Genomic DNA, 25,517 nt, shown 5'->3' with positions numbered 1-25,517 from the left:
CAACTAGTTGGTCGGTTGAGAGGGTTAAAAAAATCGCTTGGCCCTTCCAGCAAGCCAAGCGATCCGTTTCAGAGACTCAGACGATCGATGGCGGCATGTGTGATGGTTCGAAACACCTCGGCATCGCCGAGGGCGCGAGCCGTCAGCATGGCGCCATGCACCGTGGACATGAAAGTCTGGGCTTCGACCAGGGCGTCGCGCTGCAAGCGTATCTGTCCCTTGCGCTCGCCCCGTTCCAGCACGCCTGCAATCCAGGCCGTCAGATCCTGGAAATAGCCTTGCACCTCGGCGGCAATCTCAGCGGGAATCATGGGGGATTCCGCGGCCAGCATGGCGCAGATGCACATGGTCGAGGAACCGTCGCGTATGCATTGCGCCCAATAGTCTGCGTAGGCCTTCAATTGCGCCAATGGATCATCCCCGACGTGGCGCTGGAGCGCCGCCAGCCCCTCCGATGACTGCTGACGGTGGCGCATGACCACGGTCAGAACGAGATCGGCCTTGCCCGGGAAGTGATGATGGATGCTGGCTTTGCCGATACGCACCCGCTCGGACAGGTCCGCATAACTGAAGCCGTTATAGCCGCCCACGGCGAGCAGCTGGCGGGCATGCTCGGCGATTTCGGTGGCGCGGGGTGAGAGTTCCACAATCATGAAATAAGGGGCGGCTGCGCTTCGGGACGATCGATTCCCTGCTTGCCCAAACTGTCTCGTCGACTCGATGAACCATCCTACTAGTTGGTTGGGTGGGATGTCAAGCCGTCACGCTCGAGGGAACCACTGAATTCCCGTCAATGATCCAGCGCCCACTGCGCCGCGTAGGTAGCATGCAGGGCCGTCGTATCGAACAAAGGCGTGTCTTCGACGTGCTGCGGCTGGACCAGCAAGGATATTTCCGTGCATCCGAGTATGACCGCCTCCGCCCCCTCGGCTTTAAGGCGATCGATCGTCGAGAGGTAGATGTCTCGCGATTCTTTCTTGATGATTCCCTGGCAAAGCTCGTCGTAGATGATGCGGTGTACTGCGCCGCGCTCATCGGCATCGGGGGTCAGCACTTCAAGGGCATGCTTCCGTTCGAGGCGCCCTCGGTAAAACTCCTGCTCCATCGTGAAGCGGGTGCCCAGCAGTCCGACACGCGTGTATCCGGCGGCCTTGATCGCTTCCGCGGTGGGATCGGCAATATGCAACAACGGAATGCCGACAGCCGTCTCGATAGCGGCGGCAACCTTGTGCATGGTGTTCGTGCATAACACCAATCCGGCTGCGCCGGCGCCCTCCAGCCGTAACGCGACATCCGCAAGCATTGCGCCGGCCTCATCCCACTTGCCTGCATGCTGCAGCTTTTCGATTTCGTCGAAGTCGACGCTATAGAGAATGATGCGTGCAGAGTGCAAGCCGCCGCATTGCGATTTGACGGTTTCGTTAATCTGACGGTAGTAGGGAATTGTCGATTCCCAACTCATGCCGCCAATCAGGCCGAGAGTTTTCATTGTCGCGAGAAGTGGTGGAACGATGGACACAAGACTGGAGGGGTGTCCTCGCATCATGCGTCAGCCGAATCGATTCTATTCGGGTTCGGCTCCGGAACAGTCATACGGCGCAAACAGTTCCAGCACCCAGTCCACGAACGCCCGAAGCCTCGCGCTCTGATTGCGCGAGCGGTGAAAGACGATATGCAGGGGATGCAGCGGACGGGTCCACTCGGGCAGCACGCGGACGAGTTGGCCGCTATCCACCCACGGTCGGGCCATGAAGCCGAAGGTCTGACCGACGCCCAGGCCGCTGACCAGCGAGGTCAGATGCGCGGTGCTTTCGTTGACGAACACGCCGTGCCGGCCGCGCAGATCCACTTCGGTGTGTTCCCCGTTCCTGTCGAACAGCAGCGGCATGACGCGCCCCGATAGCGAGGAGAAATACCCCACGACGTCATGGTCGCCGTGCAACGCCGACGGATGCGATGGCGTGCCACGGCGCGCGATGTAGTCGGCGCTGGCGTACGTGCCCCAGTCCAGGCTGGCGATATGGCGTGCGACGAGCGAGGTATCGGTGAGTTCGCCGCCGCGGATCGCGCAATCGACGGCGTCGCCGATCAGGTCGACGTGCCGGTCTCCCACGCCGACTTCCAGGTGGATCTGCGGATATTGCTGCCGGAAGGCGCCGAGCCTGGGCAACAGGATCAGATTCGCGAGCGACGAGCCGATGTCCACGCGCAGCCGGCCTCGCGGCGCGCCGCGCGCGTCGGCGAAGAGGGTGTCCATTTCGTCGATGTCGGCCAGCAGCTTTACCGCGCGATGGTAGTAGGCCTGTCCTTCTTCAGTTACTGCCACCTTGCGCGTGGACCGCTGGAACAGTTTCACGCGCAGATGCGATTCCAGGTCCTGGACGAGCTTGGTGACCGTCGGGCGGGGCATGTTCAGCGTGTCCGCGGCCTTGCCGAACGCGCCAGATTCGGCGATTCGCACGAAGACGCGCAGGGCGAGTACTTGGTCCATTTCGGGAGCGGGTCGGTATCGGATCGGTAAAAGGGCGTCGGCTGCAGTATGCCGAAATTATTCATGAACTTGAATAATCATTTAGCGAATGCGTAGTTTATTCATGTCATGGAAGAATCTATCGTTACGCCATCCACTCATTCACACGCAAGGAGCGAATCATGAGCAAACGACTGGAAGGCAAGATTGCATTGGTGACCGGCGGCACGAGCGGCATCGGACTGGCGGCTGCGCACGATATGGCGCGGGAAGGGGCGAAGGTGTACATCACCGGCCGTCGTGCCGCAGAACTGGACAAGGCTGTGCAACTGCTAGGCCATGGCGCCGTGGGCGTGCAGGGCGACGTTACCGTCGAGGCGGACCTCGATGCGCTGATGAAGACCATCGGCGAAGCCGAGGGGCGCCTGGACGTGCTGTTCGCCAATGCGGGCGGCGGTGGCCTCGCGCCGCTGGGCGACATTACGCCGGCCCATTTCGACGATACGTTCCAGCGCAATGTGCGCGCCGTTGTCTTCACGGTGCAGAAGGCACTGCCGCTGATGCGCGTCGGCGGATCGATCATCCTGACCGGCTCCATCGCCGGATCGACGGGCACGCAGGGCTTCAGCATCTACAGCGCCTCGAAGGCCGCGGTGCGGGCGCTGGCGCGCAGCTGGGTGCTGGATCTGAAGGAGCGCGGTATCCGCGTCAACGTGGTGAGCCCGGGCGCCACGCGAACCGTGGGCCTGGCCGAACTCGGCGGCGAGTCGAAGGAGGCGCAGGACGGGCTGCTGGGCTATCTGGCGTCCCTGGTGCCGATGGGGCGCCTGGGCGATCCGTCGGAGATCGCGCGCGTGGTGACCTTCCTTGCGTCGGACGACTCCAGCTTCATGAATGGCGCCGAAGTGATGGCGGACGGCGGGCAAGCGCAGATTTGAACGGCGTCCCCGCCGCGCCCGCCGTCGGGCGCTACGGCTGGAAGAACGAAACCGCTGTCATCAGCCGGTTCTCCTGGCTGATCAGGTAACCGGCCTCGGCGCTGATCTTCAGGTAGTTGGCCCACGCCGGATCGCTCTGCAGCGCCTTGCGCTTGGCCTCGCGATCCCCCGCGCTGTCGTAGACCCAGATGTGCATGTAGCTGTTGACGTTGCCCGTCTCGGTCTGCATGTAGGCAAGGGGCTTGCCCAGATGGCGGCTCTGCGTGGCGAAGCCGTGCTCCGCGTACAGGGCAAGGTGCTTCTTGATCGTGCCGGGGCGGCAGGTGTAGGTGCGGACGTCGTACAGCATCGAGGTTTCCTTGGGTGATGACGGATGAGTAGGGTCAGTCGGCGGTGGCGCCGGACTGCTTGACCAGCACCGCCCAGCGCGCGACCTCCTGGCCGACGTACTTCTGGAACGCGGCGTGGTCGTCGCCGACCGGGTCGGCGCCGAGGCCCTTGAGCCGTTCCTTGACGGTGGGGTCGGCCACGCTCTGGACGATGGCTTGCGAGAGCTTGTCCACCGCGGCGGGCGGTGTGCCGGCCGGGGCGAAAAGGCCGAACCACGAGCGCGCGGTCATGGCGGGGAAAGGCGTTTCGGAGAAGGCGGGCACGTCGGGCAGGGCGGCGTGGCGCTTGCTGCCGGTGACGGCGAGCGCCTTGAGCTTGCCGCTCTGCACCTGGGCGAGCACTTCGGGAAGGTTGGCGAACATGACCTGCACCTGGCCGCCCATGACGTCGGTCAGCGCCTGGGCGCCGCCCTTGTACGGCACGTGCGTCATCTTCGTGCCCGCCAGTGTGCTGAACTGCTCGCCGGCGAGGTGCGAGGCGGTGCCGGTACCGCCGGAGGCATAGTTGACGCGGCCGGCGTTGGCCTTGGCGTAGGCGGCCAGTTCGGCCGGGGTGCTGGCGGGTATCGACGGATTGACCACCAGCAGCAGCGGCACGGACGCGAGGTTCGACAGGCCGACGAAATCCCGCGTAAGACTGTAGTTGAGCTTGTTGTACAGCGAGGCGTTGATGGCGTGGCTGGACGTGGCCATCAGCAGCGTGTAGCCGTCGGCGTCCGAGCGCGCGGCCGTGACCGCGCCGATATTGCCGTTGCCGCCGGCCTTGTTCTCCACGACGATGGACTGGCCGAGCCGGGTCGACATGGCCTGCGCCACGGTGCGCGCGATCACGTCGGTGGCACCGCCCGCGGCGAACGGCACGATGATGCGCAAGGGTCGATCCGGGTAGTCCGCCATCGCGTTGAAGGTGGTGAGCGCCAATGCGGCGGCCACGGCAAGGCCCCGCAGCCGGGCGATTGCTTTGTCCATGTCTGTCTCCTGTGCCTCTGGTTCTTATGGCATCGCCGGCGCCCCGCATCCGATCGGGCCGGGCGGCCGTGGCAATGGGTGTCATGCCGCGCCCTCGCGCCGATCGCGTCCCCGCGGCGCATGAAGGCGCGGGGTCGGCGGCTGCGCCGGAGGCGGCTGCACCATGGGGCTACTCTACGCAGCCGCGTGGCGGCCGCGTTAGGACGGATCAGACGTTGGATTGGACTTTTTCGCGCGTCATTCCAGCGGACGGCAATATTTCCTGCGGAAGTCGCCCGGCGTGAGGCCGGTCTGCTTCTTGAAGAAGCGGGCAAAGTACGCCGGGTCCTCGATATTGAGTCGGAACGCGATCTCGGCGATGCCCGTTTCGGTATTGCTCAGCCAGCGCTTGGCCTCGAGCAGCACGCGTTCCTGCACCACCTGGCTGGCGGTGCGCGCCAGCGTGCGTTTGACCGCGTCGTTCAACTGGCGCTCGCTGACGCAAAGCGCTTCGGCGTATTGGCCGATCGTGCCGAAGCGCAGGTAGTGCGTTTCCACCAGCATCGCGAACCGGCGCGTCAGCGCCTGGTGCGGGCCGACGCCGCCGGCGGGCTCGTTGTCCGGGCACAGCCGGCGCAGCCGCGTCAGAAGGATCAGCAGGCAGGCGCGCAGGACGTCGGGGAAGCCGGGCTGGCGCTCGCGGGCCTCCCGCTCCAGCTCGCCGAGCAGCGGCAGCATGTCGTCGTGCTGGGCCTGCGTGAGATAGAGCGCGCTGTTGCCGCGCGTGGGATGGAAGAAAGGAAATTTGGCGACGTCGTCGGCGCGGGGAAACATCCGGGCGAAGAAATCGGTGCTGAAATTGAGCACGTAGCCGTACGGCTTGACCGACGACGTCCACGCATGGACCTGGCCAGGCGACAGAAAGAACACCGAGTGGTCCCGCACGTCGAAATGGGCGAAGTCGAGCATGTGCGTGCCGCTTGCCCGGGTCATCCACAGCAGATGGTAGTAGTTGTGCCGGTGCAGGAAGCCGCGCGGAATATCGTCGCGGTCCTCCAGCCGCACGAGGTCGAAGTAGAACGCGCCCTCGCCCCCGAAGTCGGAGGTCTCGAAGACCGGAAACTCGCCGGAGCGGGCGGAGGCGGGGGAGTCGGACACGTGGCTCGCTATCGGCTCAGATCGATGGCCGTGGTCTTCACCGGCGCGAAGGCCGCGCGCCCGGCATCGTAGTCCCAGCGCACCACGCGACAGCCGGCGCCGTCCCCATGGCCGCCGTGCTCGATGACATTGACGGAATTGGGAATGGACCCGCGCACCCGGTGCGAGAGCGCCGTGCCTGCCTGTACGGCCCACGCGCGGCGCGGCGAGCCGGTCGGCAGCGGCACCACATAGGGCAGGTGGATATGCCCGCCGAGCACCATGTCCATGCCCGCATCGACCCACGCCGGCACGGCGGCCTCGCGCCCGATCAGCAGATTCTCCGTATCGGACTCGTGCAGCGCCCGCACCGGTTGATGCACGACCACGATCCGCAGTTGCCCCGGCCGGGCCTGGCGCAACCGTTCGCAGACGCGCGCGATCTGTTCGCCGGACACCTCGCCGTTCTTGTGCCGCGATGGCCGGGTGGTGTTCACGCCGATGGCCAGCACACCGTCGTTGCTGAACACCGGTTCGAGCGCCGTGCCGAGTTCGCGATGGTAGCTGCCGTAGGGGTCCAGCACGCGCGCCGCGAGATTGAACAGCGGAATATCGTGATTGCCCGGTATGACGAGCGCCGGCAGTGCCAGCCGCGAGAGGAATTCGCGCGCGAGCGCGAACTGTCGTCGTCTCGCGCGCTGGGTAATGTCGCCGGACAGCACCACCACATCCGGCACCAGTTCGCGCGCGAGCGCGAGCGCGGCCTCCACGACTGGCTCCTGTTCCGTGCCGAAATGCGTATCCGAGATATGCAGGACGCGGTTCATGAGCGGTCCAGCCGGCTCGTGTCGCGCGGAATCAGCAGTTGCAGGCGGATCGGCGAGACGGAGAATTCGAGCGGCGTGCGGGCCCACGAGATCTCGCCGTCCATGGCCACCTTGATGCGGCGGCGGTTGCCGCGCACGCGCACGGTCAGCGTTTCGAAACCGAAGCTGACGACCCTGGCGGCGTCGCCGAGCCTTCCCATGGCGCCCATCAGCAGCAGGCCATACAGCGCCAGCGTGCCGACCGGCTTCACGGCCATCGCGACCAGGCGGTTGTCTTCCAGATGGGCCACCTCCGGAATGCCGACCTGCTCCAGTTGCAGGCTGTTGTTGCCTACCACGAGCGTCGGCGTGCGCAACAGCCGGTGCTCGCCGTGCGACAGCAGGTCCAGCGTGAGCTGTGCGGGGGTGCGCGCGAGTGTGATCAATGCCGACAGCACGGCCACCCAGCGCCGCCTGCCGAGCATCTGCTTGTAGACCTCGCGGTCTTCGAGCAATTGCGGGTACAGCCCCAGGCTCGCATTGACCAGAAAGGGCCGCCCATCGAGCAGGCCGACCTGTACCGGTTCGATCCGCGCGTCCAGCAGGCTGGCCACGGCCTCTTCCGTTTCGCGCGAAATGCCGTAGGTCCGGCCGAAGTAGTTGAAGGTGCCGCTGGGCAGGATGCCGAACGGCAGCCCCGTTGGCAGAACGGCCGCGGCGACCGCGTTCAGGGTGCCATCGCCGCCCGCCGCCACGACGACGCCGTTCTCTCGACGCGCGCGTTCCACGGCCATCTCCGCGATGCGGGGCAGATGCTTCGGCTGGTCCACCGTGAAGAGGGTATAGGCGCGACCCGCGTCCGTCAGCTTGCCTTCAATGGTCCTGCGGGTCTGTGCCGCATCCTCGCTGCCCGAGCCACCATTGAACACAATGAAAAAGGGCTCGTCCCCGGAGAGGGTGGCGACGGGTTCGGCGTGGGGGACAGTGGAGGGCGGGGGCATGGGCACAAGATACCGACAGCCGTGGGCCAAGACAAGTCGGGCTCGCCACTTCCGGCTCCGTGCCAAGGCGTTTGCTAGGCCCGTATGTCGTCCGTGCCGCCGGCGAGCCGGGCGGCCTGCGCGACAGTCTGCGCGATGGCGGCGACTACGGCCTCCCGGGCGGTGGCATCGGCCACCCGCAGGGCGTAGGAGGGATGCCACGTGGCCAGGACGACGGCGTCGCCCAGCCGTATCGGTCCGGCCATGGCGTCGCGCATCGGGACCTTGCGGCCCAGGATCGCGCGCAGTGCCGTGGCGCCGAGGGCGACGACTACCGCCGGGCGCAGTCGCGCCATTTCCTCCTCCAGCCAGTGGGCGCAGGCCTCGACCTCGAGCTGCCCCGGCGTCTTGTGCAGGCGGCGCTTGCCGTGTGCCGTCCATTTGAAGTGCTTGACCGCGTTGGTGAGGAAGACGGCATCGCGCCGCACGTCGGCGCGGCGGAACGCTTCGTCGAGGATCTGGCCGGCGGGTCCGACGAAGACGCGGCCGGCCAGATCCTCGTGGTCGCCCGGCTGCTCGCCGACCAGCATGATGCGCGCCGTCTGGGGGCCGCTGCCCGGCACCGGCTGGGTGGCATGGCGCCAGAGTTCACAGCGGCGGCATTGGTCCAGCGAGGAAGGCGCGGGGCGCTGCGGCAGCGCCCGCCCGGCGTCGACGGCCACCTGCTTGCCGGTCATGCCGCCGATATTGCTGGCCTGCGCGACGCGGCGCGCGCCTTGCCTGGCCTCGGCGATCATGCCCGGAATCAGCGCGCCCTCGGGCAGCCCTTTCCAGAAGCGCACCGGCATGTGCTGGCGCAGCGCGGTTTCATTGAGCCGCGCGGGGTTGAAGATATTGCGGTAGTAGGCGAGCCAGAGCGCTTCCACGCCGTCGGTGGCGTCGTTTGCGCGGGGCCTGGGCGCATCGTCCGGCGTCGACGAATAGTGCAGGGCGTGGCCGTTCCACAGTGCCGCGCCATGCGGGGTGCCGATCCACCATGTCGAGCCGCCCATCCGCGCCGCGAAATGCTCGGCCGCATAGGCGAGCACGTCGTGCTCCGGCTCGTACCAGGCGATGTACTCGGGCACGCCCGGCGCGCTGCGCCGCTGGAAGCGCACGTAGGCGATCATGTCGTGCCGCGCGCGGCGCACGGATTTGGCCATGGCGTAAAGCCGCGCGCCGTCTTGGTCGGCGGCCGACGCCACGGCGCGCTCGCCGCGGCACCAGCGCCAGAGCGCGCGATACAGCAGGGCCCATCGTTGCGGGGAGCGATATTGCGCGGCGTCCCGCAGCAGCGTGGCCAGTTCCCTTGAAATGCGGATCGGGGGACCGGCGTCTTCGACGCCGGCGCGGGGCAGCCGTGCCGGTGGATCATCGGCAGGCAATGCCGCGCCGCCGCTGTCCAGCGGCAAGGACGCGGTGGCGGCGCCGGCCGGGCCGTCGGCATCCACCCATGTCACCGCTTCCGGCGGCCATCCGGCCCGTAACGCGCGCAGCGCCTGCGCGCGCCAGCTTGCATAGCCGCCATCGACCACCAGCGTGCCGGGGCAAACGGCGCTCATAGCAGCGACAACTGCTCCGGCGCCTTCGACAGCGCCTGGCGCAGCTGGTCCGACGTTGGCTCGGACAGCGCGGGCTTGTAGTCCTGCACGACGACGAACGGCTTCACGGTCGCCATCGCGCAGCGCAGCCGCACCAGGTCCTGGTAGCGGATGGCGCGCTGCCGGCGCAGCTCGGTCAGCCGTTTCGCGTTGCGCATGCCGATGCCCGGCACGCGCGCGATCAGCCGCTGCGGGGCCCGGTTCAGGTCGACGGGAAAGGACTCGCGGTGCGCCAAAGCCCAGGCGAGCTTGGGGTCGATGTCCAGCGGCAGCGCGCCGGCATCCTGGAACAGTTCCTCGGCGCGGAAACCGTAGCCGCGCAGCAGGAAGTCGGCCTGGTACAGCCGATGCTCGCGCAGCAGCGGCGGTGCCTGCGCGGGCAGGCCCGAGGGGCTTTCCGGAATCGGGCTGAACGCGGAGTAGTAGACGCGCTTGAGCCGGTAGGCGCCGTACAGCGTCTGCGCGGTCTGGAGGATCGTGCGGTCGTCGGCATCGTCGGCACCGACGATCATCTGCGTGCTTTGCCCGGCCGGCGCGCGGGCGGCCGAGGGCCCGTTGCCTTCGGCCTCCTCCTGGGCGAGCCGGATCGAACCCATGGCGCGCCGGATCGTCTGCGCGCTTTTTTCGGGGGCGAGCCGTTGCAGCCCGCCGTCCGTCGGCAGCTCGATATTGACGCTGAGGCGGTCGGCATACTGGCCCGCGGCGGCGATCAGCGCGGGGTCGGCGTCGGGAATGGTCTTCAGGTGGATGTAGCCGCGGAACTGATGTTCTTCCCGCAGCGAGCGGGCGACCTGCACCAGCTGTTCCATGGTGTAGTCGGCGCTGCGGATGATGCCCGAGCTCAGGAACAGGCCGTCGATATAGTTGCGGCGGTAGAAGTCCATCGTCAGGTCGACGACTTCGCGGGGCAGGAAGCGCGCGCGCGGCACATTGCTGGAGCGCCGGTTCACGCAGTACTGGCAGTCGTACTGGCAGAAATTGGTCAGCAGGATCTTGAGCAGGGAGACGCAGCGGCCATCCGGCGTAAAGCTGTGGCAGATGCCGGCCCCGGTGGTCGCGCCGAGTCCGGCCCGGCCGTGCGAATCCCGCTTCGGCGCCCCGCTGCTGGCGCACGAGGCGTCGTACTTCGCCGCGTCAGCCAGGATTTCCAGTTTCTTGAGCAGTTCCATGGTGCCATACTGTATGGATATACAGTATTCAACGCAACCCCATATCGACGCGCTGGACGTCCGGAAATGCCGTAGGCGAGGCTTTTAGAGCAAATTTCCGCCGGTCTTTCAGCTTATGGCTGCCACCCCGGCAGGCCGGCCGCCTGTCGCACCCAATCCACGAACTGCGTCTCGTCGAGCCCAGCGTCCTCGTGAATGTCGAGGTAGCGGGTGTCCTTGTTCTTCGATTCGCCCGGCGGCAGCGGCTTCAGCGAGGCGCCGCGGAAAAACGCCACCTTGATGTACCGGGTGAAGCAGTGATAGCTCAGGAAGAAACCCTGCCCCTCGACGCCGTAGAAGGGTGAATTCCATTTCACCGCTTTCTGCACGCCCGGCACGGTTTGGACGATCAAGGCATCCAGCCGGCGCCCCATGTCGCTTTTCCAGCCGGGCATCGCGGCGATGTACGCCTGGACCGGGCCGTCGCCATCCCCCTTGGGAATCTGCGGGTTCCCGCCAGAGAGCAGGCGCGGGGCCGGCGGGGAAGCCTTGTCGGCGGACTTTGCCGATGCCGGCGAGGGTTTGCCGGAAATCTTGTTCGCCATGCGGGCCTCCCAGGAACAGAGATTCACCCGTTATAGGCGCCCATCCGCATGCCCGAGCTGGGTGCTGACCGCGCGCGCCTCTTGCCGCACGGCGCTGCCGATGGGCCCGTCGATGGCCGGGTCGAAACCGCCCGTCGCGCCGAGCGCCGTCACCACCGCGCATAGCCGGCCGGTGTAGTCGTGCACCGGCGCCGATACCGCGCTGATGCCCTTCAGGTTGGTGTCCCGCACCGCCGCGCAGCCCGCCGCCTGTACCTCGCGGCGCAGCGCGCCGATAGGGTCCTTGCGGTCGAGCAGGGCGCGCAGGTCCGCCGGCGCGTTGCCCAGCTCCCGCTCGGCCAGCGCGCGCACGCGCGAATCGTCGAGCATGCCGAGGAAGACCCGGCCCGTGGCCGACCACAGCAGCGACAGCACGGAGCCGGCGCGCACGTTGACGGTCACCGGCAGGCCGGGCTCCTCGATCCGCATGATCGTGGGCCCCTTGTTGCCCATCACCGCGATAAAGCAGGTGACCTCCAGCCGCTCGCGCAGCCGGATCAGCGCCGGCTCTGCCACCCGGATCGGGTCCGCCTGCCGCATCGCGGCCAGGCCGATATGCAGCGCCTCGACGCCAAGCTGGTACTGCGGTGACCCCGGCTCCTGCGCGACCAGTTCCTCCTCGATCAGGCTGACCAGATAGCGGTGGACCTTGGCAGGGCTTTCGCCGATGTGCGTGGCGAGCGCCGTCAGGCTGGCGCGGCCGCCGAGGCGGGCCAGGCCTTTGAGCACGGCCATGCCGGTGACCGCGGACTGCACGCGCTGTCGGCGCTCACGTGGGCGCGGCGGCGCGGGATCGTTGTCGGCAGGGGCCATAGGAAGAGGAACATCGGTAGTCAGGAGGGCTGCGCCCAAGGTTAACCCTCATCCCATCATTACGCAATGCGTATATGATTTACGCAAAACGAGGCGACCGGCGCTTGCGCCGGCGACCCCATAACCGGAGACCACATGACCACCCGCCGCACCCTCATCCGTTCGCTGCTCGCCCTGGGCCCCGTCGTCGCGGGACTTGGCATCGCCTCGCAGGCGGCCGCGCAGAGCTATCCGTCCAAGCCCGTTCGCTGGATCGTGCCCTATGCGGCCGGCGGCGGTTCGGACTTCCTCGCGCGCACGATCAGCCAGGATCTGGCCAACCGGATCGGCCAGCCGGTGGTGGTGGACAACAAGCCGGGCGGCAATACCGCGATCGGCGCGTCGGAGACGGCGCGGGCCGCGGCGGACGGCTATACGGTGCTGTCCGCGGACAACGGCACGCTGGTGTTCAATCCCGCGCTGTACAAGTCTCTGTCGTACAACCCCAAGGACCTCGCGCCGGTCACGCTGCTGGGCCGCTTCCCGATGATTCTCGTGGTCGGATCGGGCTCGCAGGCGACGAGCGCCAAGGACTTCATCGCGCAGGTGAAGGCGCGTGCGGATGGGCTCAACTACGGCTCGGCCGGCGCCGGCAGTCCCCACCATCTGGCGATGGAGCTGCTCAAGGTGGAAGCCGGGCTGACGATGACCCACGCGCCGTACCGCGGCGCGGCGCCCGCCCTGGCCGATGTGGCGGCGGGCCAGATTCCGGCCATGATGGTCGACTATGCGGCCGGTGCCGGCTTCATCAAGGGCGGCAAGATCCGCGCGCTCGCGGTGGCCAATGCCACGCGCCTGCCGCAGCTGCCCGATGTGCCGACCTTCGCGGAGCTCGGCTACAAGAACGTCGAGGCCGCGGCGCTGGTCGGCATGGTCGCGCCGGCCGCGACGCCGCCCGACGTGATTGCCACGCTGAACAAGCAGGTGGTCGCATCCATCAAGGATCCGGCCGTCAACAAGCGCATGGTGGACTTCGGCGTGGAACCAGTGGGCAGTACGCCGGCGCAGTACGCCGACCTGCTGCGCAGCGAGACGACGCGCTGGCACAAGCTGATCCGCGACCTGAAGATCTCGCTGGACTGACACCACGCGCCGATCCCCGCATCCCTGCATCGACGCTTCACCGTCTCACCGCATCACGGCCTTACCGCATCACCGGAGAACCAGCATGAGCCAAGCCAGCGACACGCCAACCACGCGGGGCTGCCCCATCGACCATCGCCAGTTCTCCGGCCAGCGCGGTCCCACCGGCTGCCCGATCAGCGCGCGCGCCGCCGAGTTCGATCCATTCGGCGACGGCTACCAGCAGGACCCGCCCGAGTACGTGCGCTGGGCGCGCGAGCAGGAGCCGGTGTTCTACAGCCCGCAGCTGGGCTACTGGGTCGTGACGCGCTACGACGACATCAAGGCGATCTTCCGCGACAACCAGACGTTCAGCCCTTCCATCGCTCTCGAAAAAATCACGCCCACCGGCCCCGAGGCCAATGCGGTGCTGGCGTCCTACGGCTATGCGATGAACCGCACGCTGGTCAACGAGGACGAGCCGGCCCACATGCCACGCCGGCGCGCGCTGATGGAGCCCTTCACGCCCGAGGCGCTGAAGCACCACGAACCGATGGTGCGGCGCCTGACGCGCGAGTATGTCGACCGCTTCATCGACGACGGCAAGGCGGACCTGGTGGACCAGATGCTGTGGGAGGTGCCGCTGACCGTCGCGCTGCATTTTTTGGGCGTGCCCGAGGAGGACATGGACCTGCTGCGGCAGTACTCCATCGCCCATACCGTCAATACCTGGGGCCGGCCGAAGCCGGAAGAGCAGGTGGCCGTCGCCCACGCGGTCGGCAATTTCTGGCAGTTCGCCGGCAAGGTGCTCGACAAGATGCGGCAGGACCCGTCCGGCCCGGGCTGGATGCAGTACGGCATCCGTAAGCAGAAGGAGCTGCCCGAGGTCGTCACCGACTCCTACCTGCATTCGATGATGATGGCCGGCATCGTCGCGGCGCACGAGACCACCGCCAACGCCACGGCCAATGCGCTGAAGCTGCTGCTGCAGCATCCCGATGTCTGGCGAGAGATCTGCGAGGACCCCGCGCTGATTCCGAACGCGGTGGAAGAATGCCTGCGCCACAACGGCTCGGTGGCGGCATGGCGCCGGCTGGCCACGCGCGACACCGTGGTGGGCGGGCAGGCCATTCCCGCCGGATCGAAACTGCTGATCGTGACCTCGTCGGCCAATCACGACGAACGCCACTTCGCCGATGCGGACCTGTTCGACATCCGCCGCGACAACGCGAGCGACCAGCTCACCTTCGGCTATGGCTCGCACCAGTGCATGGGCAAGAATCTCGCGCGCATGGAGATGCAGATCTTCCTGGAGGAACTGACGCGCCGCCTGCCCCATATGCGGCTGTCGGAGCAGACCTTCACCTATGTGCCCAACACCTCGTTCCGCGGTCCCGAGCATCTGTGGGTGGAATGGGACCCGGCGCAGAATCCCGAGCGCCGCGACGCTTCGCTGCTTGCCACGCAGGTGCCGGTGCGCATCGGCGAGCCAAGCACGCATGCGCTGGGCCGCACCGTCGTGGTGGAAGCCGTCACGCCGCTCGCCGAGGACATCGTCAGGCTGCGCGTGGTCGCGCCCGATGGCAAGCCGCTGCCGCGCTGGTCGCCGGGCGCGCATATCGACGTCGAATGCGGGGATACCGGGCTGTCGCGCCAGTATTCGCTTTGCGGCGATCCGGACGACACCGGCGCGCTGGAGTTCGCGGTACTGCGCGAGGCGCAGAGCCGGGGCGGATCGGCCTGGGTGCATGGCCACGTGAAGACCGGCGACCGCCTGCGCATCCGTGGGCCGCGCAATCATTTCCGGCTCGACGAGGGCTCCTCCCGGGTCATCTTCATCGCCGGCGGTATCGGCATCACGCCGATCAGCGCGATGGCGCGGCGGGCCAAAGCGCTGGGCATGGATTACACGCTGCACTACAGCGGCCGCTCGCGCGCGTCGATGGCGATGGTCGACGAGCTTGCCGCGCTGCATGGCGAACGCCTGCATCTGTACGTGAAGGAAGAAGGCGGCCGCAACGACCTTGCGGCGCTGCTGGCGCGGCCCGATGCGCGCACGCACGTCTATGCGTGCGGACCGGCGCGCATGATCGAGGCCCTTGAGGCCGCCTGCGCCGGCTGGCCGGACGATGCGCTGCGCATCGAACACTTCGCCTCGGCGCCCAAGACGCTGGACCCCGAGCACGAGCAGCCGTTCGAGGTCGAGTTGAAGGACTCTGGGCTTGTGGTCGCGGTGCCGGCCGACCAGACCCTGTTGAGCGCGCTGCGCGGCGTCAATATCGATGTGCAGAGCGACTGCGAGGAAGGGCTGTGCGGCTCGTGCGAAGTGCGCGTGCTGGCGGGCGAGATCGATCACCGCGATGTCGTGCTCACGCGCGCCGAGCGCGAGGCCAACAACCGCATGATGGCGTGCTGCTCCCGCGCCCGGAACGGCGGGCGCCTCGTGCTGGAGCTTTGATCAAGTCCCGGCCGGCGGCGGACCGCTCGCCGCCGGCCGGGCCGCGCTAGTGCGGCGCTAGTGCGGCTCTAGTGCGGCTCCACCCGCACCAGCCGCGCGAACAACACGGCTGTCACGATCGCGGCGATGCCGACGATGATGTAGACGATTCGCGAGAGCATCGAGCCCTCGCCGAATATCGCCGCCACGAGGTCGAAGTTGGCCAGGCCAACCAGTCCCCAGTTCAATCCGCCGATGATCAGCAATACCAGGCTGATCGCGCCTACCGTCGTGGTTCTTCCTGCAGCCATGTCGTTCTCCTGGGTTAGGGACAAGCAGGCACTGCAAGCGCAACTTCCGTTCCATCCGCGGCGAGCGGCGAAGGTACGGCGGAAACCCGCCCTGCGCCACTTCGCGCGTTGCCGGCCGGTGTAGTTTTGCCAATGCGGGTGCTTTTGCCTATGCCGGTGCTACATCGGGCCCCCGGTGCGGCGGCGGACGCTGGAAGCTATTGCGCCGCGGTGCGCAACCACGCGGCCAGCCGCGCCGGCTGGCTGCCCGCCTCCCACGCCGAGGGCGCAAGCAGGCAGTAGTGCGAACCGTCCTCGACAAAACCGAGCGGCGCCGCAAGAACGCCGCTGGCCAGGTCGTCGCAGACCAGATGCCACGGGCCGATCGCCACGCCGATGCCCGCCACCGCGGCCTGCAGGCTGAAATAGAAGTGCTCGAACGCCTGCTCGCGCGCCGCCTTCTGGCGCTGCCCGGACAATCTGGCCCAGTCGCGCCACGCGTCGGGCCGGGTGCGGGTCTGCAGGCGCGGCGCGCCGCGCGCCAGACGCGGGGCCGCGCTGGCGTTGTCGAAGAACGTATCCACCTTGTCGGGCCGGCAGACGGGCCCGATGCGCTCCGCGAACAGCGGTGTGGCATGGAGCGAGCCCGGCCACGCGAAGTCGTTGCGGCGTATCGCCAGATCGATGCCGTCGCCGAACGAGAAGGGACCGCCGCCAGCGACCAGATGCACGGAAATGTCCGGATGTGTGGCCTGGAACGCGGGCCAGCGGGGAATGAGCCAGCGCATCAGCAGCGTTGGTTCGCACGACAGCACCAGCGGCGTGTCGCGCGGCGGGGTTCGCAGTTCGTGCGCCGCCTCCTGGATCAGCGCGAAGCCATCGTGGGCGGCCCGGTACAGGCGGCGTCCCGCGTCCGTCAGAAAGACGCGGCGGCTGCGGCGCTCGAACAGGGCCACGCCCAGGTCTTCCTCCAGGCTGCGCACCGCGCGGCTGATGGCCCCATGTGTCAGGTGCAGTTCGTCGGCCGCCCGGCTGAAGTTTTCCAGCCTTGCCGCAGCCTCGAAGCAGCGCAGGCCCGCGAGGGAGGGCATGCGACTCGGCCCGAATCGTGAGTGCAGCTCACCATCATTGTCAGAAGACATCGTTATTCCTGCGCGCAAGACGGCGTTAATCTGCCGCGCAGTCTACTTCATACGATGTCCCGCCAATGACAGAACTGATAGCCGTAGTCACCATCACCATACTGGCCGTGATCAGTCCCGGCCCCGATTTCGCCATGGTCTCCCGCACCAGCCTCATGCTGTCCCGGCGTGCCGGCGTGATGACGGCGCTCGGCATCGGGCTCGGCGTGCTGGTCCACGTCGGCTACACCCTGCTTGGCATCGGCCTGCTGATCAGCCGGTCCATCGCGCTGTTCCATGCCTTCAAGCTGGTGGGCGCCGCCTACCTGGTCTACCTCGGCGTGAAGATGCTGCGTGCCGGGCCGGGCACCACGGCGCCCTCCGGCGCGCTGGCGGCGGTGTCGGACTTCGGCGCGCTGCGCACCGGCTTCCTGACCAATGCGCTGAATCCGAAGACCACGGTCTTTGTCGTCAGCCTGTTCATGCAGGTGGCCGAGCCGGGCACGCCGCTGCCGGTGCAACTCGGCTACGGCGCCTTTATCTCGGTGGCGCACGTGGTGTGGTTCGTGCTGGTCGCACTGTTCTTTTCGACAGGCGCGGTTCGCGCGCGGATGCTGCGCGTGCGGCATTGGATCGACCGCGCGTTCGGCGCGCTGCTGATCGGCTTCGGCGGGCTGCTGGCCAGCGCCAGCGTGTCGCGCTGACCGTGTCGCGCTGAGCCGGCGGCCCGGCTTCGCGGGCGGGGTCGAGAACCGGCGGCAGGCGCTGGTGTAGAATCGCGCCCATGTCGCGGGTCGTAGCCATTCTCCTGATGCTGATCCTGCCGCTGCAGGCCTTTGCCGCGGCGGACCGCCAGCTCGCGCACTCGGCCGGCGCCATGCTGGAACACCTGATGGCCCACGCCGAACATGTCCCGCATCATCACGACGATGACGGCGACATCGAGCACGACGACTCCCAGTCCTCGCTTTCCCACCTGCTCGAGTTCGATTCGAGCGCGAACTTCCAGGGCGTCGTGGCGACGCCGTTCCTGGTGCCCGTGCTGCCGCATGCGCAGCCGGCGCCGGGATTCCGCCACGGCTACGTGCCCGATCCCACCGGCAGTCCCCCGCTAAGACCGCCTCATCTGCCCGCCTGACGGCGGGGCCTTCGTCCTTCTGATTCCAGCCGCCGTGCGCGCTTGCGCCCGGCCGCCCCGCCGCATTGCTGGTCCGCGCTTCGCGTTGGGGTTCTCATGCTCAAAACAGTCGTATTCCTTGTCTCGTCGCTGGCGGGCATTGCCGTCGCGCATGCACAGCCGGCACTGCCCGATCTGCGCGCCTTGTTCGACGCCGCGTGGGAGCGGTCCGTGGCGGTCCAGGCTACCGAGGGCCGCCGCCTGCAGGCCGCCGCGAGCCGCGTGCAGGCCGACTCGCTGATCGCCGGCCCGCCGTCCGTGCAACTGCTTCATCGCGGCGACAGCATGACCGACAGCCGCGGCACCCGCGAAAGCGAGATCGCGATGGCGGTGCCCATCTGGATGCCCGGCCAGCGTGCCGCGCGCGGCGACTTGGCCGATGCGGAGGCCGCCGAAGCCGAGGCCGGGGCGGGCCTGGCCCGCCTGAACCTGGCCGCCGAGGTGCGCGTGCGCGTCTGGGCGCTTGCCGCCAGCGAAGGCGAGCGGGATGCGCTGCGCAGGCGCGTGCAGGTCGCGGCGTCGCTGCGTGACGATGTGCATCGACGGGTGACGGCCGGCGATCTGGCCAGGACGGATCTGTTGCTGGCGCGGCAGGATCACCTCGCGGCCGAAGCGCAACTGGTCGAGGCCGAGGCGAGGGTGGTCGAGGCACGCGCGCGCCTGCAGCAGGCCACCGGAGTTGCGCAGTTGCCGCTGCGCTATCTGGAAATCGCCGCCAAGCCGGACGACCCGTCGCTGCATCCGCTGCATCCGCTCGTCGAAGGGGCGCAGCGCACGTTGCTTCGCGCCGAGCGGCAGGTCGGCTACCTGCGCGAGTCCCGCCGCGATCCGCCCGAGGTCGGCGTCGCCTACCGGACCGACAGGGCGGGCGGCGGCCAGCCGAGCGACCGGACCATCGGTGTCTTCGTGCGCATTCCGTTCGCGACCGACGCGCGCAACCTGCCGCGCGAGACCGCCGCGCAGACCGAGCTGATGACGGCGCGCGCGGATGTGCAGCGCACCGAGCGCGTGGTGCGCTCGGATATCGACGCGGCCACCGCGGCGCTTGCGCTCGCCGAACGCCAGCTCGCGCTCAACGCGGAGCGCAGCGCGGCGTTGAACGAGCGCGCGGCGCTGTTGCGCAAGACCTTCGACTTCGGCGAGATCGGGCTGACCGAAGCGCTGCGGGCACAGAACCAGGCACTGGAAGCGGAGGCGGATCTCGCGCGCCAGCGCGCCCGCCACGGCCTTGCCATTGCCACTCTCAATCAGGCCCTTGGAGTCCTGCCATGAACAGACTATCGACCCCACAACCGCGGTCTTCGTGGGCCATCAAGAAGCGCCGTCATGCCTTGGCCGCGATGCCAGTCCTGGTCCTGATCGTCGTCGTGGCCATGCTCGCGGGGACCGTCTACGCCCACGGCCCCGAGGGCGATCATGACCATGCGGCCGCCGATGCTGCCGCGGCCCAGGGCCAGCAGCCGGTGATCGAGGCCCACACCGAGATGTTCGAGCTGGTCGGCACGCTGGCGGCCGGCGAACTGTCGGTGATGGTGGATCGCTACGCCACCAACGACCCCGTGACAGAGGGCACGCTGGAGGTCGAGTTCAACGGCATCCGGGCCAGCGGCAAGCTGCATGCCGATGCCGGCGACTTCGCCTTCACCGACGAGGCGCTGCTGCGGGCGCTGCGCGAGCCCGGCACGCATCCGCTGGTCTTTACGCTGGTCGCGGGCGGGGATAGCGACCTGATGGAAGGCACGCTGCAGGTGGCCGCCGACGCCCACGCGCAGGAGCGATGGCTGCACGGCTCACGCTGGCTGTGGGTCGGCTTGCTGGTGTTGGCCATCGCCGTGCTGGTGTCGGTGCCGGCGTTGGCCCGGCGCCTGCACCGTCTCCAATCTTCCAGGCGGGAACAGCCATGAACGGGAACACCAACGTCTTGGCATCGGCCGTCGCATCGGCATTCTTCGCGGCGATGGCGCTGATGGCCTTCGCGCCGATGCCCGCGTTCGCCGGGCCCGGCGCGCATGGACCGAGCGGCGAGCATCTCGATGCGCCGGCCGCAGCCACGGGAGCCGGTCTGGCGCGGCTGCCCGATGGCAGCGTCCACGTGCCCAAGCTCGCGCAGCGCAGGATGGGCATCCGCACCGTGGTCGCGACGCAGGGCGAGCATCCGCGGACCGTCGAGCTGAACGCGGTGGTGACGATCGATCCCAATGCCGGCGGCCGCCTGCAGGCGGGATATCCCGGCTGGATCGAGCCGCCGCCGGGCGGATTTCCGGCACTGGGCCAGCGCGTACGCAAGGGCGACGTGCTCGCGCTGCTGCGGCACAAGGCTCCGCCTTACGAGGCTGGCAACCAGCAGGCGCAGCTTGCCAGCCTGAGCGCAAGCCTGAAGCTGGCGCAGCAGCGTCTGCAACGCCTCGAATCGCTGCAGGACAGCGTCCCCCGCAAGGAGATCGAAGCCGCGCGCGCGGAGGTCCTGAGCCTGACGGGACAGCGCAGCGCCGTGGGCCGTAGCCTGCGGCAGGTCGAAGCGCTGCGGGCGCCGGCCAGCGGGGTGATTGCGACTTCGAACGTGGTGGCCGGCCAGGTGGTGGCGGCCGAAGACGTGCTGTACGAAGTGGTCGATCCTTCGCGGCTGCTGATCGAGGCCAGCACGGCGGACCCGGCGCTGGCCGCGCGCATCCGCGATGGCGCGCTCCGGCAGCCCGCTGGTGGCGCGCTGGCCTTCGTCGGCGCGGGCCGCAGCCTGCGCAATGGTGCAGTGCCCCTGCTGTTCCGCACCAGCGGCGAGGTCGGCGCGGTGCCGCTCGCGGTGGGCCAGCCGGTCACCGTGATCGCGCGGCTGGCGGACACGGTCACCGGCATTGCGTTGCCCAGCGAGGCGCTGGTGCGCGGGCCGGGCAACGAGACCATCGTGTGGATCAAGGCGGGTGCCCAGCGCTTTGTCGCGCAGCCGGTGGAAGCGGTGGCGCTCGACGCGCGCACCGTCGTCGCCATCAAGGGCCTGGCCGCGGACAACCGCGTGGTGGTGTCCGGCGCCGCGCTGGTCAACCAGATCCGCTAGGGGACGCGCATGTTCAACTGGATCGTTCGCGCCAGTCTGCGCAACCGGCTGCTGGTGCTGGCCATCGCCGTGATGCTGATGGTCTACGGCGCGCTGACCGCATGGCGCACGCCCGTGGATGTCTTCCCGGACCTGAACAAGCCGCTGGTCACGGTGATCACCGAGGCCGGCGGCATGGCGCCGCAGGAGGTGGAACTGCTGGTGTCGTTCCCCGTGGAAACCACGCTCAACGGCATGCCGGGTGTCACGCGGGTGCGTTCGGTGTCGGGCGTCGGCCTGTCCGTCGTCTACGCGGAGTTCGACTGGGGCACGGACATCTACCGCAACCGGCAACTGGTCGCCGAGCGCCTGACGCTGGTGAAGGAGCAGTTGCCGGGCGGGCTGACGCCGGTCATGGGACCGGTCTCGTCGATCATGGGCGAGATCATGCTGATCGCCTTGCCCATCGACCCCGCCCGCGCCAGCCCCATGCAGGCGCGCGAATACGCGGACTTCGTGCTGCGTCCGCGCCTGCTGTCGATCCCCGGCGTGTCCCAGGTGATCCCGATCGGCGGCGAGGTGCGCCAGCTTCGCGTGGAACCGGATACCGCGCGGATGGCTCAGTTCGGCGTCACGCTGGCGCAGATCGAGACCGCGCTGCGCGACTTCGCGGCCAACACCAGCGGGGGCTTCATCGACCTGAACGGCCGGGAATATCTGATCCGCAACCTCGGGCGCACACAGCGGCTGGATGACCTGAAGGGGCTGGCCGTCGCCTACAGGAACGGCGCGCCCGTGCTGCTGGAACAGGTCGCGGGCGTGCGCCATGCGGCGGCGATCAAGCGCGGCGACGCGGGCTTCAACGGCAAGCCGGCGGTGATCGCCAGCATCCAGAAGCAGCCGGCCGCCGATACGGTCCGGCTGACCCGCGATATCGAGGCCGCGCTGGCGGAACTGAAGCAGGGCCTGCCGCCGGGCGTCGCGCCGCCGCAGGTGCTGTTCCGCCAGGCCGACTTCATCGAGGCGTCGATCGGCAACGTGGTCGAGGCCCTGCGCGATGGCGCGATCATGGTGGCGGTGGTGCTGTTCGCCTTTCTGCTGAGCGTGCGGACCACGGCGATCTCGCTGGTCGCGATTCCGCTGTCGCTGGCGGTCACCGCGCTGGTCTTTCAGCTGCTGGGCCAGTCCATCAATGTGATGACGCTCGGCGGGCTGGCGATCGCCATCGGCGAGCTGGTCGACGATGCGGTGGTGGACGTGGAGAACATCCTGCGGCGGCTGCGCCAGCGCGCCACCATGGCGGACCCGCCTCCGGTATTGCAAGCGATATGGCGCGCCTCGGTGGAGGTGCGCTCGGGCATCGTCTACGCCACGCTGATCGTGGTGCTGGTGTTCGTGCCGCTGTTCGCGCTGCCGGGCATCGAAGGACGGCTGTTCGCGCCGCTCGGCATCGCCTATATCGTGTCCATCCTGGCGTCGATGCTGGTGTCGATGACCGTCACGCCGGTGATGTCGTATTACCTCCTGCCCGGCATGAAGCGGCTGCATCGCGACGACAGCCCGCTGGTACGGTGGCTCAAGCGGACCGATGCGCGGTTGCTGCATTGGTCGTTGCCCCAGGCCCGCGGCATCCTGGTCGGGGCTGCCGTGGCCGCGGCGCTCGCGGCGGCGACCGTGCCCTTCCTGCCGCGCGCATTCCTCCCCGCGTTCAACGAGGGCTCGCTGGTGATGTCGCTGATCTTCCAGCCGGGCACCTCGCTGAGCGAAGCCAACCGCATGGGGGCGCTGGCCGAAACGCTGGTCCGGCAGGTGCCGGAGGTGACGAAGGTGGGCCGGCGCACCGGCCGCGCGGAATTGGACGAGCACGCCGAGGGCGTCCATTCGTCCGAGCTCGACGTGGACCTGAAGCCGTCGGCGCGCAGCCGCGAAGCGGTGATGGCCGCCATCCGCGCGCAGATGGCGACGCTGCCGGCCTCGGTGGCGATCGGCCAACCCATCTCGCACCGGCTCGACCACCTGTTGTCCGGCGTGCGCGCGCAGGTCGCGCTCAAGCTCTATGGGGACGACCTCGACACGCTGCGCGGGCTGGCGGAAACCCTGCGGTCGCGGCTGGCTGCGGTGCCCGGTCTGGTCGATATCACGGTGGAGAGGCAGGTGCTGATTCCGCAGGTCAATGTCCGGCTGGACTACCGCGCGGCGGCCCAGTACGGCATTCCCGCCGGCGAAGCGCTGAAGGCGCTGCAGACGCTTTCCGACGGCACGCGCATCACGCAGGTCATCGAGGGCGTGCGCCGCTTCGATCTGGTGGTCCGCCTGCCCGACGCCGGCCGCACCCCGCAGGATCTGGCGCGCGTGATGCTGGACTCGCCGCGCGGCCCTGTGCCGCTGGCGGCGATCGCCACGGTGGAGGAGGGAGATGGCCCGAACCAGATCGGCCGCGAGAACAGCCGCCGCCGCATCGTCGTCTCCGCGAACACCGACGGCTCCGACATGGCGGGGGTGATCGCGGGCGTGCGCGATGCCGTCGGCGGCGCAGGGCTGCCGAGCGGCTACTTCGTCAGCATCGAGGGACAGTTCCAGGCCCAGGAACAGGCCACCCGGCTGATCGTGATGCTGTCGCTGGTCTCGCTGTCACTGATCTTCCTGGTGCTGTACTCGCGCTATCGGTCCGGCACGCTGGCGCTTGTGATCATGGCCAACATTCCGTTCGCGCTGATCGGCAGCGTGCTGGCGATGTGGCTGGCGGGACTGACGCTATCGGTGGCCTCGATGGTCGGGTTTATCACACTGACGGGCATCGCCACGCGCAACGGCATCCTGAAGGTCAGCCACTACATCAATCTGTGCCGCTTCGAAGGCGAGACCTTTGGCGTGCCGATGATCGTGCGCGGTTCGCTGGAGCGGCTGACCCCGGTGCTGATGACCGCGCTGGTGGCCGCCTTCGCGCTGATTCCGCTGCTGATCTCGGCCGATGCGCCGGGCAAGGAAATCCTCCATCCAGTCGCGATCGTGATCTTCGGCGGGCTGGTGAGCTCGACCATTCTGGATTCGCTGCTGACGCCACTGGCGTTCTGGCTGTTCGGACGCAAGCCCCTCGAAGCCATCCTCGCGCGAGAGGGCGAAGAGTCGTATTGAAACGGGCCCCGGCGGCGACGCCCGCAAGTCGCCGCGACCTTGGAGCGAATGAACGATGCAGCAGCAATTGAAGACACGGCTGAAGAGGCGGCTGGCGATGGCATGGATGGCAGCGAGCCTGGCCGCCCCCGCGATAGTGCTGGCGCATGGCGCCAAGCCCGCGCAGTACGGCGGGGTGGTTCAGGTCGCCAGCGACCTGCAGTTCGAACTGGTCAACCGGGACGGCACCGTCACCCTCTATGTCGACGACCACGACCGCAAGCTGCCGGTGGCCGGCGCCACCGGCAAGCTCACGGTGCTCACCGGCGCGCAGAAGACCGAGACCGCGCTGGCCGCGGGCGCGGGCAATGCGCTGGTGGCCGCAGACAGGATGCAGCTCGCCAAGGGCGCGAAGGCGGTGGCGCTGGTCCGCTTCGCCGACGGCAAGTCCGTGACGGTGCGCTTTACGGTCAGATAGGCGGCGGGCGCACGGCGCTCAGGCTGTCAGGAAAGCCAGCAGGTCCGCGTTGACTTCGTCGGCGTTGACGACGCAGAGGCCGTGCGAGCCTCCGGGATAGGTTTTCAGCGTGCCGTTCTTCAGGAAGCGCACGGCCTGCCGCGACGTGTTGTCGGCCGATACCAGCTGATCGTCCTCGCCGTGCAGTACGAGCGTCGGCATGGTCATCGCCTTCAGATCGTCGGTGAAATCGATCTCGGAGAATTCCCGGATGCAGGCGTACTGGCCCAGGATGCCGCCACTCATGCCTTGCAACCAGAACGCGTCGAGCGCGCCCTGGGACACCTTGGCGCCCGGACGGTTGAAGCTGAAAAAGGGCATCGCGAGGTCGCGATAGAACTGCGCGCGGTTGGCTGCCACGCCGTTGCGCATGCCGTCGAATACCTCTGGCGGCAGCCCGTTCGGATTGGCCGGCGTCTTTCCCATGTACGGCGGCACCGCGCCGATCAGCACGGCGCTCGCCACGCGCTGGCTGCCATGCCGGCCGATATAGCGCGCGATCTCGCCGCCGCCCATCGAATGGCCGACCAGCGTCGCGTCGCGGAGGTCGAGCGCATCCAGCAGGGCCGCGAGGTCGTCCGCATAGGTATTCATGTCGTTGCCCTGCGCGGGCTGGTCCGAGCGGCCATGGCCGCGGCGGTCGTACGCAATCACGCGGAAGCCCTTGCCGGCCAGAAACAGCATCTGCGCGTCCCAGGCATCGGCGTTCAGGGGCCAGCCATGGGAAAACACGACTGGGCGGCCGCTGCCCCAGTCCTTGTAGAAAATTTGGGTGCCGTCCTTGGCGGTGATGGTAGTCATGCGTGTGGTTCCTGC

The 25,517-nt window shown here is 68.1% G+C and carries 25 protein-coding genes; 10 read left to right on the top strand and 15 right to left on the bottom strand.

The annotated features are described in order from the left end of the window. Positions 1-68: 68 nt before the first annotated feature. The 3 genes from LDO27_RS03500 to LDO27_RS03490 all read right to left on the bottom strand — a co-directional run bounded on the left by LDO27_RS03500 (position 69) and on the right by LDO27_RS03490 (position 2,491). The gene (locus tag LDO27_RS03500) at positions 69-653 is read right to left on the bottom strand and encodes a TetR/AcrR family transcriptional regulator (protein WP_224039689.1); all 585 of its coding nucleotides are present in this window, start codon (positions 651-653) and stop codon (positions 69-71) included. A gap of 137 nt (positions 654-790) precedes the next feature. Continuing rightward, positions 791-1,489, bottom strand: a complete 699-nt coding sequence (locus LDO27_RS03495; protein WP_224039688.1) for an aspartate/glutamate racemase family protein — start codon at positions 1,487-1,489, stop codon at positions 791-793. A gap of 75 nt (positions 1,490-1,564) precedes the next feature. Next, a complete protein-coding gene (locus LDO27_RS03490; protein ID WP_224039687.1) occupies positions 1,565-2,491 on the bottom strand; it encodes a LysR family transcriptional regulator in 927 nt (308 codons plus the stop codon). 161 nt (positions 2,492-2,652) lie between these two features. On the opposite strand from LDO27_RS03490, the gene LDO27_RS03485 reads away from it, so the two are divergent. Further along, on the top strand, positions 2,653-3,408 hold the full coding sequence (locus LDO27_RS03485) for an SDR family NAD(P)-dependent oxidoreductase (RefSeq protein WP_224039686.1): 756 nt from the start codon (positions 2,653-2,655) through the stop codon (positions 3,406-3,408). A 31-nt stretch (positions 3,409-3,439) separates the two neighbouring features. Here the strand turns inward: LDO27_RS03485 and LDO27_RS03480 are convergent, their stop codons facing one another. From LDO27_RS03480 to LDO27_RS03440, 9 genes are all read right to left on the bottom strand, one after another. Beyond that, the gene (locus LDO27_RS03480) at positions 3,440-3,757 is read right to left on the bottom strand and encodes an NIPSNAP family protein (protein WP_224039685.1); all 318 of its coding nucleotides are present in this window, start codon (positions 3,755-3,757) and stop codon (positions 3,440-3,442) included. A gap of 34 nt (positions 3,758-3,791) precedes the next feature. Beyond that, complete coding sequence (locus LDO27_RS03475) at positions 3,792-4,766, bottom strand: Bug family tripartite tricarboxylate transporter substrate binding protein (RefSeq protein ID WP_224039684.1); 975 nt, start codon at positions 4,764-4,766, stop codon at positions 3,792-3,794. A gap of 237 nt (positions 4,767-5,003) precedes the next feature. Then, a complete protein-coding gene (locus LDO27_RS03470) occupies positions 5,004-5,903 on the bottom strand; it encodes a helix-turn-helix domain-containing protein (RefSeq protein ID WP_222206648.1) in 900 nt (299 codons plus the stop codon). Between the two features lie 8 nt (positions 5,904-5,911). Beyond that, positions 5,912-6,709 (bottom strand): metallophosphoesterase family protein, encoded by a 798-nt coding sequence (locus LDO27_RS03465; RefSeq protein WP_224039683.1) that lies wholly within the window; start codon positions 6,707-6,709, stop codon positions 5,912-5,914. Then, the gene (locus LDO27_RS03460) at positions 6,706-7,689 is read right to left on the bottom strand and encodes a diacylglycerol/lipid kinase family protein (protein ID WP_224039682.1); all 984 of its coding nucleotides are present in this window, start codon (positions 7,687-7,689) and stop codon (positions 6,706-6,708) included. Before LDO27_RS03460 ends, LDO27_RS03465 begins: the two co-directional genes overlap by 4 nt. A 74-nt stretch (positions 7,690-7,763) precedes the next feature. Next, entirely contained in the window at positions 7,764-9,269 is a 1,506-nt protein-coding gene (locus LDO27_RS03455) for a UdgX family uracil-DNA binding protein (protein WP_224039681.1), read from the bottom strand. Next, a complete protein-coding gene (locus LDO27_RS03450; RefSeq protein WP_222206636.1) occupies positions 9,266-10,477 on the bottom strand; it encodes a putative DNA modification/repair radical SAM protein in 1,212 nt (403 codons plus the stop codon). The genes LDO27_RS03455 and LDO27_RS03450 overlap by 4 nt, the downstream gene beginning before the upstream one ends. Before the next feature lie 113 nt (positions 10,478-10,590). Beyond that, positions 10,591-11,061: a DUF1801 domain-containing protein gene (locus LDO27_RS03445; RefSeq protein WP_224039679.1), complete on the bottom strand. Its 471-nt coding sequence runs from the start codon at positions 11,059-11,061 to the stop codon at positions 10,591-10,593. A 30-nt stretch (positions 11,062-11,091) separates the two neighbouring features. Beyond that, positions 11,092-11,913: an IclR family transcriptional regulator gene (locus LDO27_RS03440; RefSeq protein WP_224039676.1), complete on the bottom strand. Its 822-nt coding sequence runs from the start codon at positions 11,911-11,913 to the stop codon at positions 11,092-11,094. Positions 11,914-12,048: 135 nt separating this feature from the next. Between LDO27_RS03440 and LDO27_RS03435 the strand changes: the two genes are divergently transcribed. Next, complete coding sequence (locus LDO27_RS03435) at positions 12,049-13,035, top strand: Bug family tripartite tricarboxylate transporter substrate binding protein (RefSeq protein WP_224039675.1); 987 nt, start codon at positions 12,049-12,051, stop codon at positions 13,033-13,035. A gap of 85 nt (positions 13,036-13,120) precedes the next feature. After that, the gene (locus LDO27_RS03430; RefSeq protein ID WP_224039672.1) at positions 13,121-15,472 is read left to right on the top strand and encodes a cytochrome P450/oxidoreductase; all 2,352 of its coding nucleotides are present in this window, start codon (positions 13,121-13,123) and stop codon (positions 15,470-15,472) included. 68 nt (positions 15,473-15,540) lie between these two features. Here LDO27_RS03430 and LDO27_RS03425 read toward each other — a convergent pair whose 3' ends face one another. Then, entirely contained in the window at positions 15,541-15,762 is a 222-nt protein-coding gene (locus LDO27_RS03425; RefSeq protein WP_222206622.1) for a DUF378 domain-containing protein, read from the bottom strand. A 197-nt stretch (positions 15,763-15,959) separates the two neighbouring features. Then, the gene (locus tag LDO27_RS03420; protein WP_224039669.1) at positions 15,960-16,883 is read right to left on the bottom strand and encodes a LysR family transcriptional regulator; all 924 of its coding nucleotides are present in this window, start codon (positions 16,881-16,883) and stop codon (positions 15,960-15,962) included. A 65-nt stretch (positions 16,884-16,948) separates the two neighbouring features. Here LDO27_RS03420 and LDO27_RS03415 point away from each other — a divergent pair, with 65 nt between their 5' ends. From LDO27_RS03415 to LDO27_RS03385, 7 genes are all read left to right on the top strand, one after another. Beyond that, on the top strand, positions 16,949-17,566 hold the full coding sequence (locus tag LDO27_RS03415) for a LysE family transporter (RefSeq protein ID WP_222206616.1): 618 nt from the start codon (positions 16,949-16,951) through the stop codon (positions 17,564-17,566). 80 nt (positions 17,567-17,646) lie between these two features. After that, positions 17,647-18,000 (top strand): hypothetical protein, encoded by a 354-nt coding sequence (locus LDO27_RS03410; RefSeq protein WP_224039667.1) that lies wholly within the window; start codon positions 17,647-17,649, stop codon positions 17,998-18,000. Positions 18,001-18,042: 42 nt separating this feature from the next. After that, positions 18,043-19,311 carry a TolC family protein gene (locus tag LDO27_RS03405; RefSeq protein WP_224039664.1) on the top strand — a complete coding sequence of 423 codons (1,269 nt, stop codon included), beginning with the start codon at positions 18,043-18,045 and terminating at the stop codon, positions 19,309-19,311. Next, complete coding sequence (locus tag LDO27_RS03400; protein ID WP_224039663.1) at positions 19,308-19,943, top strand: hypothetical protein; 636 nt, start codon at positions 19,308-19,310, stop codon at positions 19,941-19,943. The genes LDO27_RS03405 and LDO27_RS03400 overlap by 4 nt, the downstream gene beginning before the upstream one ends. After that, the gene (locus tag LDO27_RS03395) at positions 19,940-21,091 is read left to right on the top strand and encodes an efflux RND transporter periplasmic adaptor subunit (RefSeq protein ID WP_224039661.1); all 1,152 of its coding nucleotides are present in this window, start codon (positions 19,940-19,942) and stop codon (positions 21,089-21,091) included. Before LDO27_RS03400 ends, LDO27_RS03395 begins: the two co-directional genes overlap by 4 nt. A 9-nt stretch (positions 21,092-21,100) precedes the next feature. After that, on the top strand, positions 21,101-24,205 hold the full coding sequence (locus LDO27_RS03390; protein ID WP_224039659.1) for an efflux RND transporter permease subunit: 3,105 nt from the start codon (positions 21,101-21,103) through the stop codon (positions 24,203-24,205). A 55-nt stretch (positions 24,206-24,260) separates the two neighbouring features. After that, positions 24,261-24,662 carry a hypothetical protein gene (locus LDO27_RS03385; protein ID WP_224039658.1) on the top strand — a complete coding sequence of 134 codons (402 nt, stop codon included), beginning with the start codon at positions 24,261-24,263 and terminating at the stop codon, positions 24,660-24,662. A gap of 18 nt (positions 24,663-24,680) precedes the next feature. Here LDO27_RS03385 and LDO27_RS03380 read toward each other — a convergent pair whose 3' ends face one another. Then, a complete protein-coding gene (locus LDO27_RS03380; protein WP_224039657.1) occupies positions 24,681-25,502 on the bottom strand; it encodes an alpha/beta fold hydrolase in 822 nt (273 codons plus the stop codon). Positions 25,503-25,517 lie beyond the last annotated feature (15 nt).

This window comes from Cupriavidus respiraculi (genome assembly GCF_914271545.1).
In the GTDB taxonomy this organism is placed as follows: domain Bacteria; phylum Pseudomonadota; class Gammaproteobacteria; order Burkholderiales; family Burkholderiaceae; genus Cupriavidus; species Cupriavidus respiraculi.
This window is presented reverse-complemented; position numbering and strand designations above follow the sequence as displayed.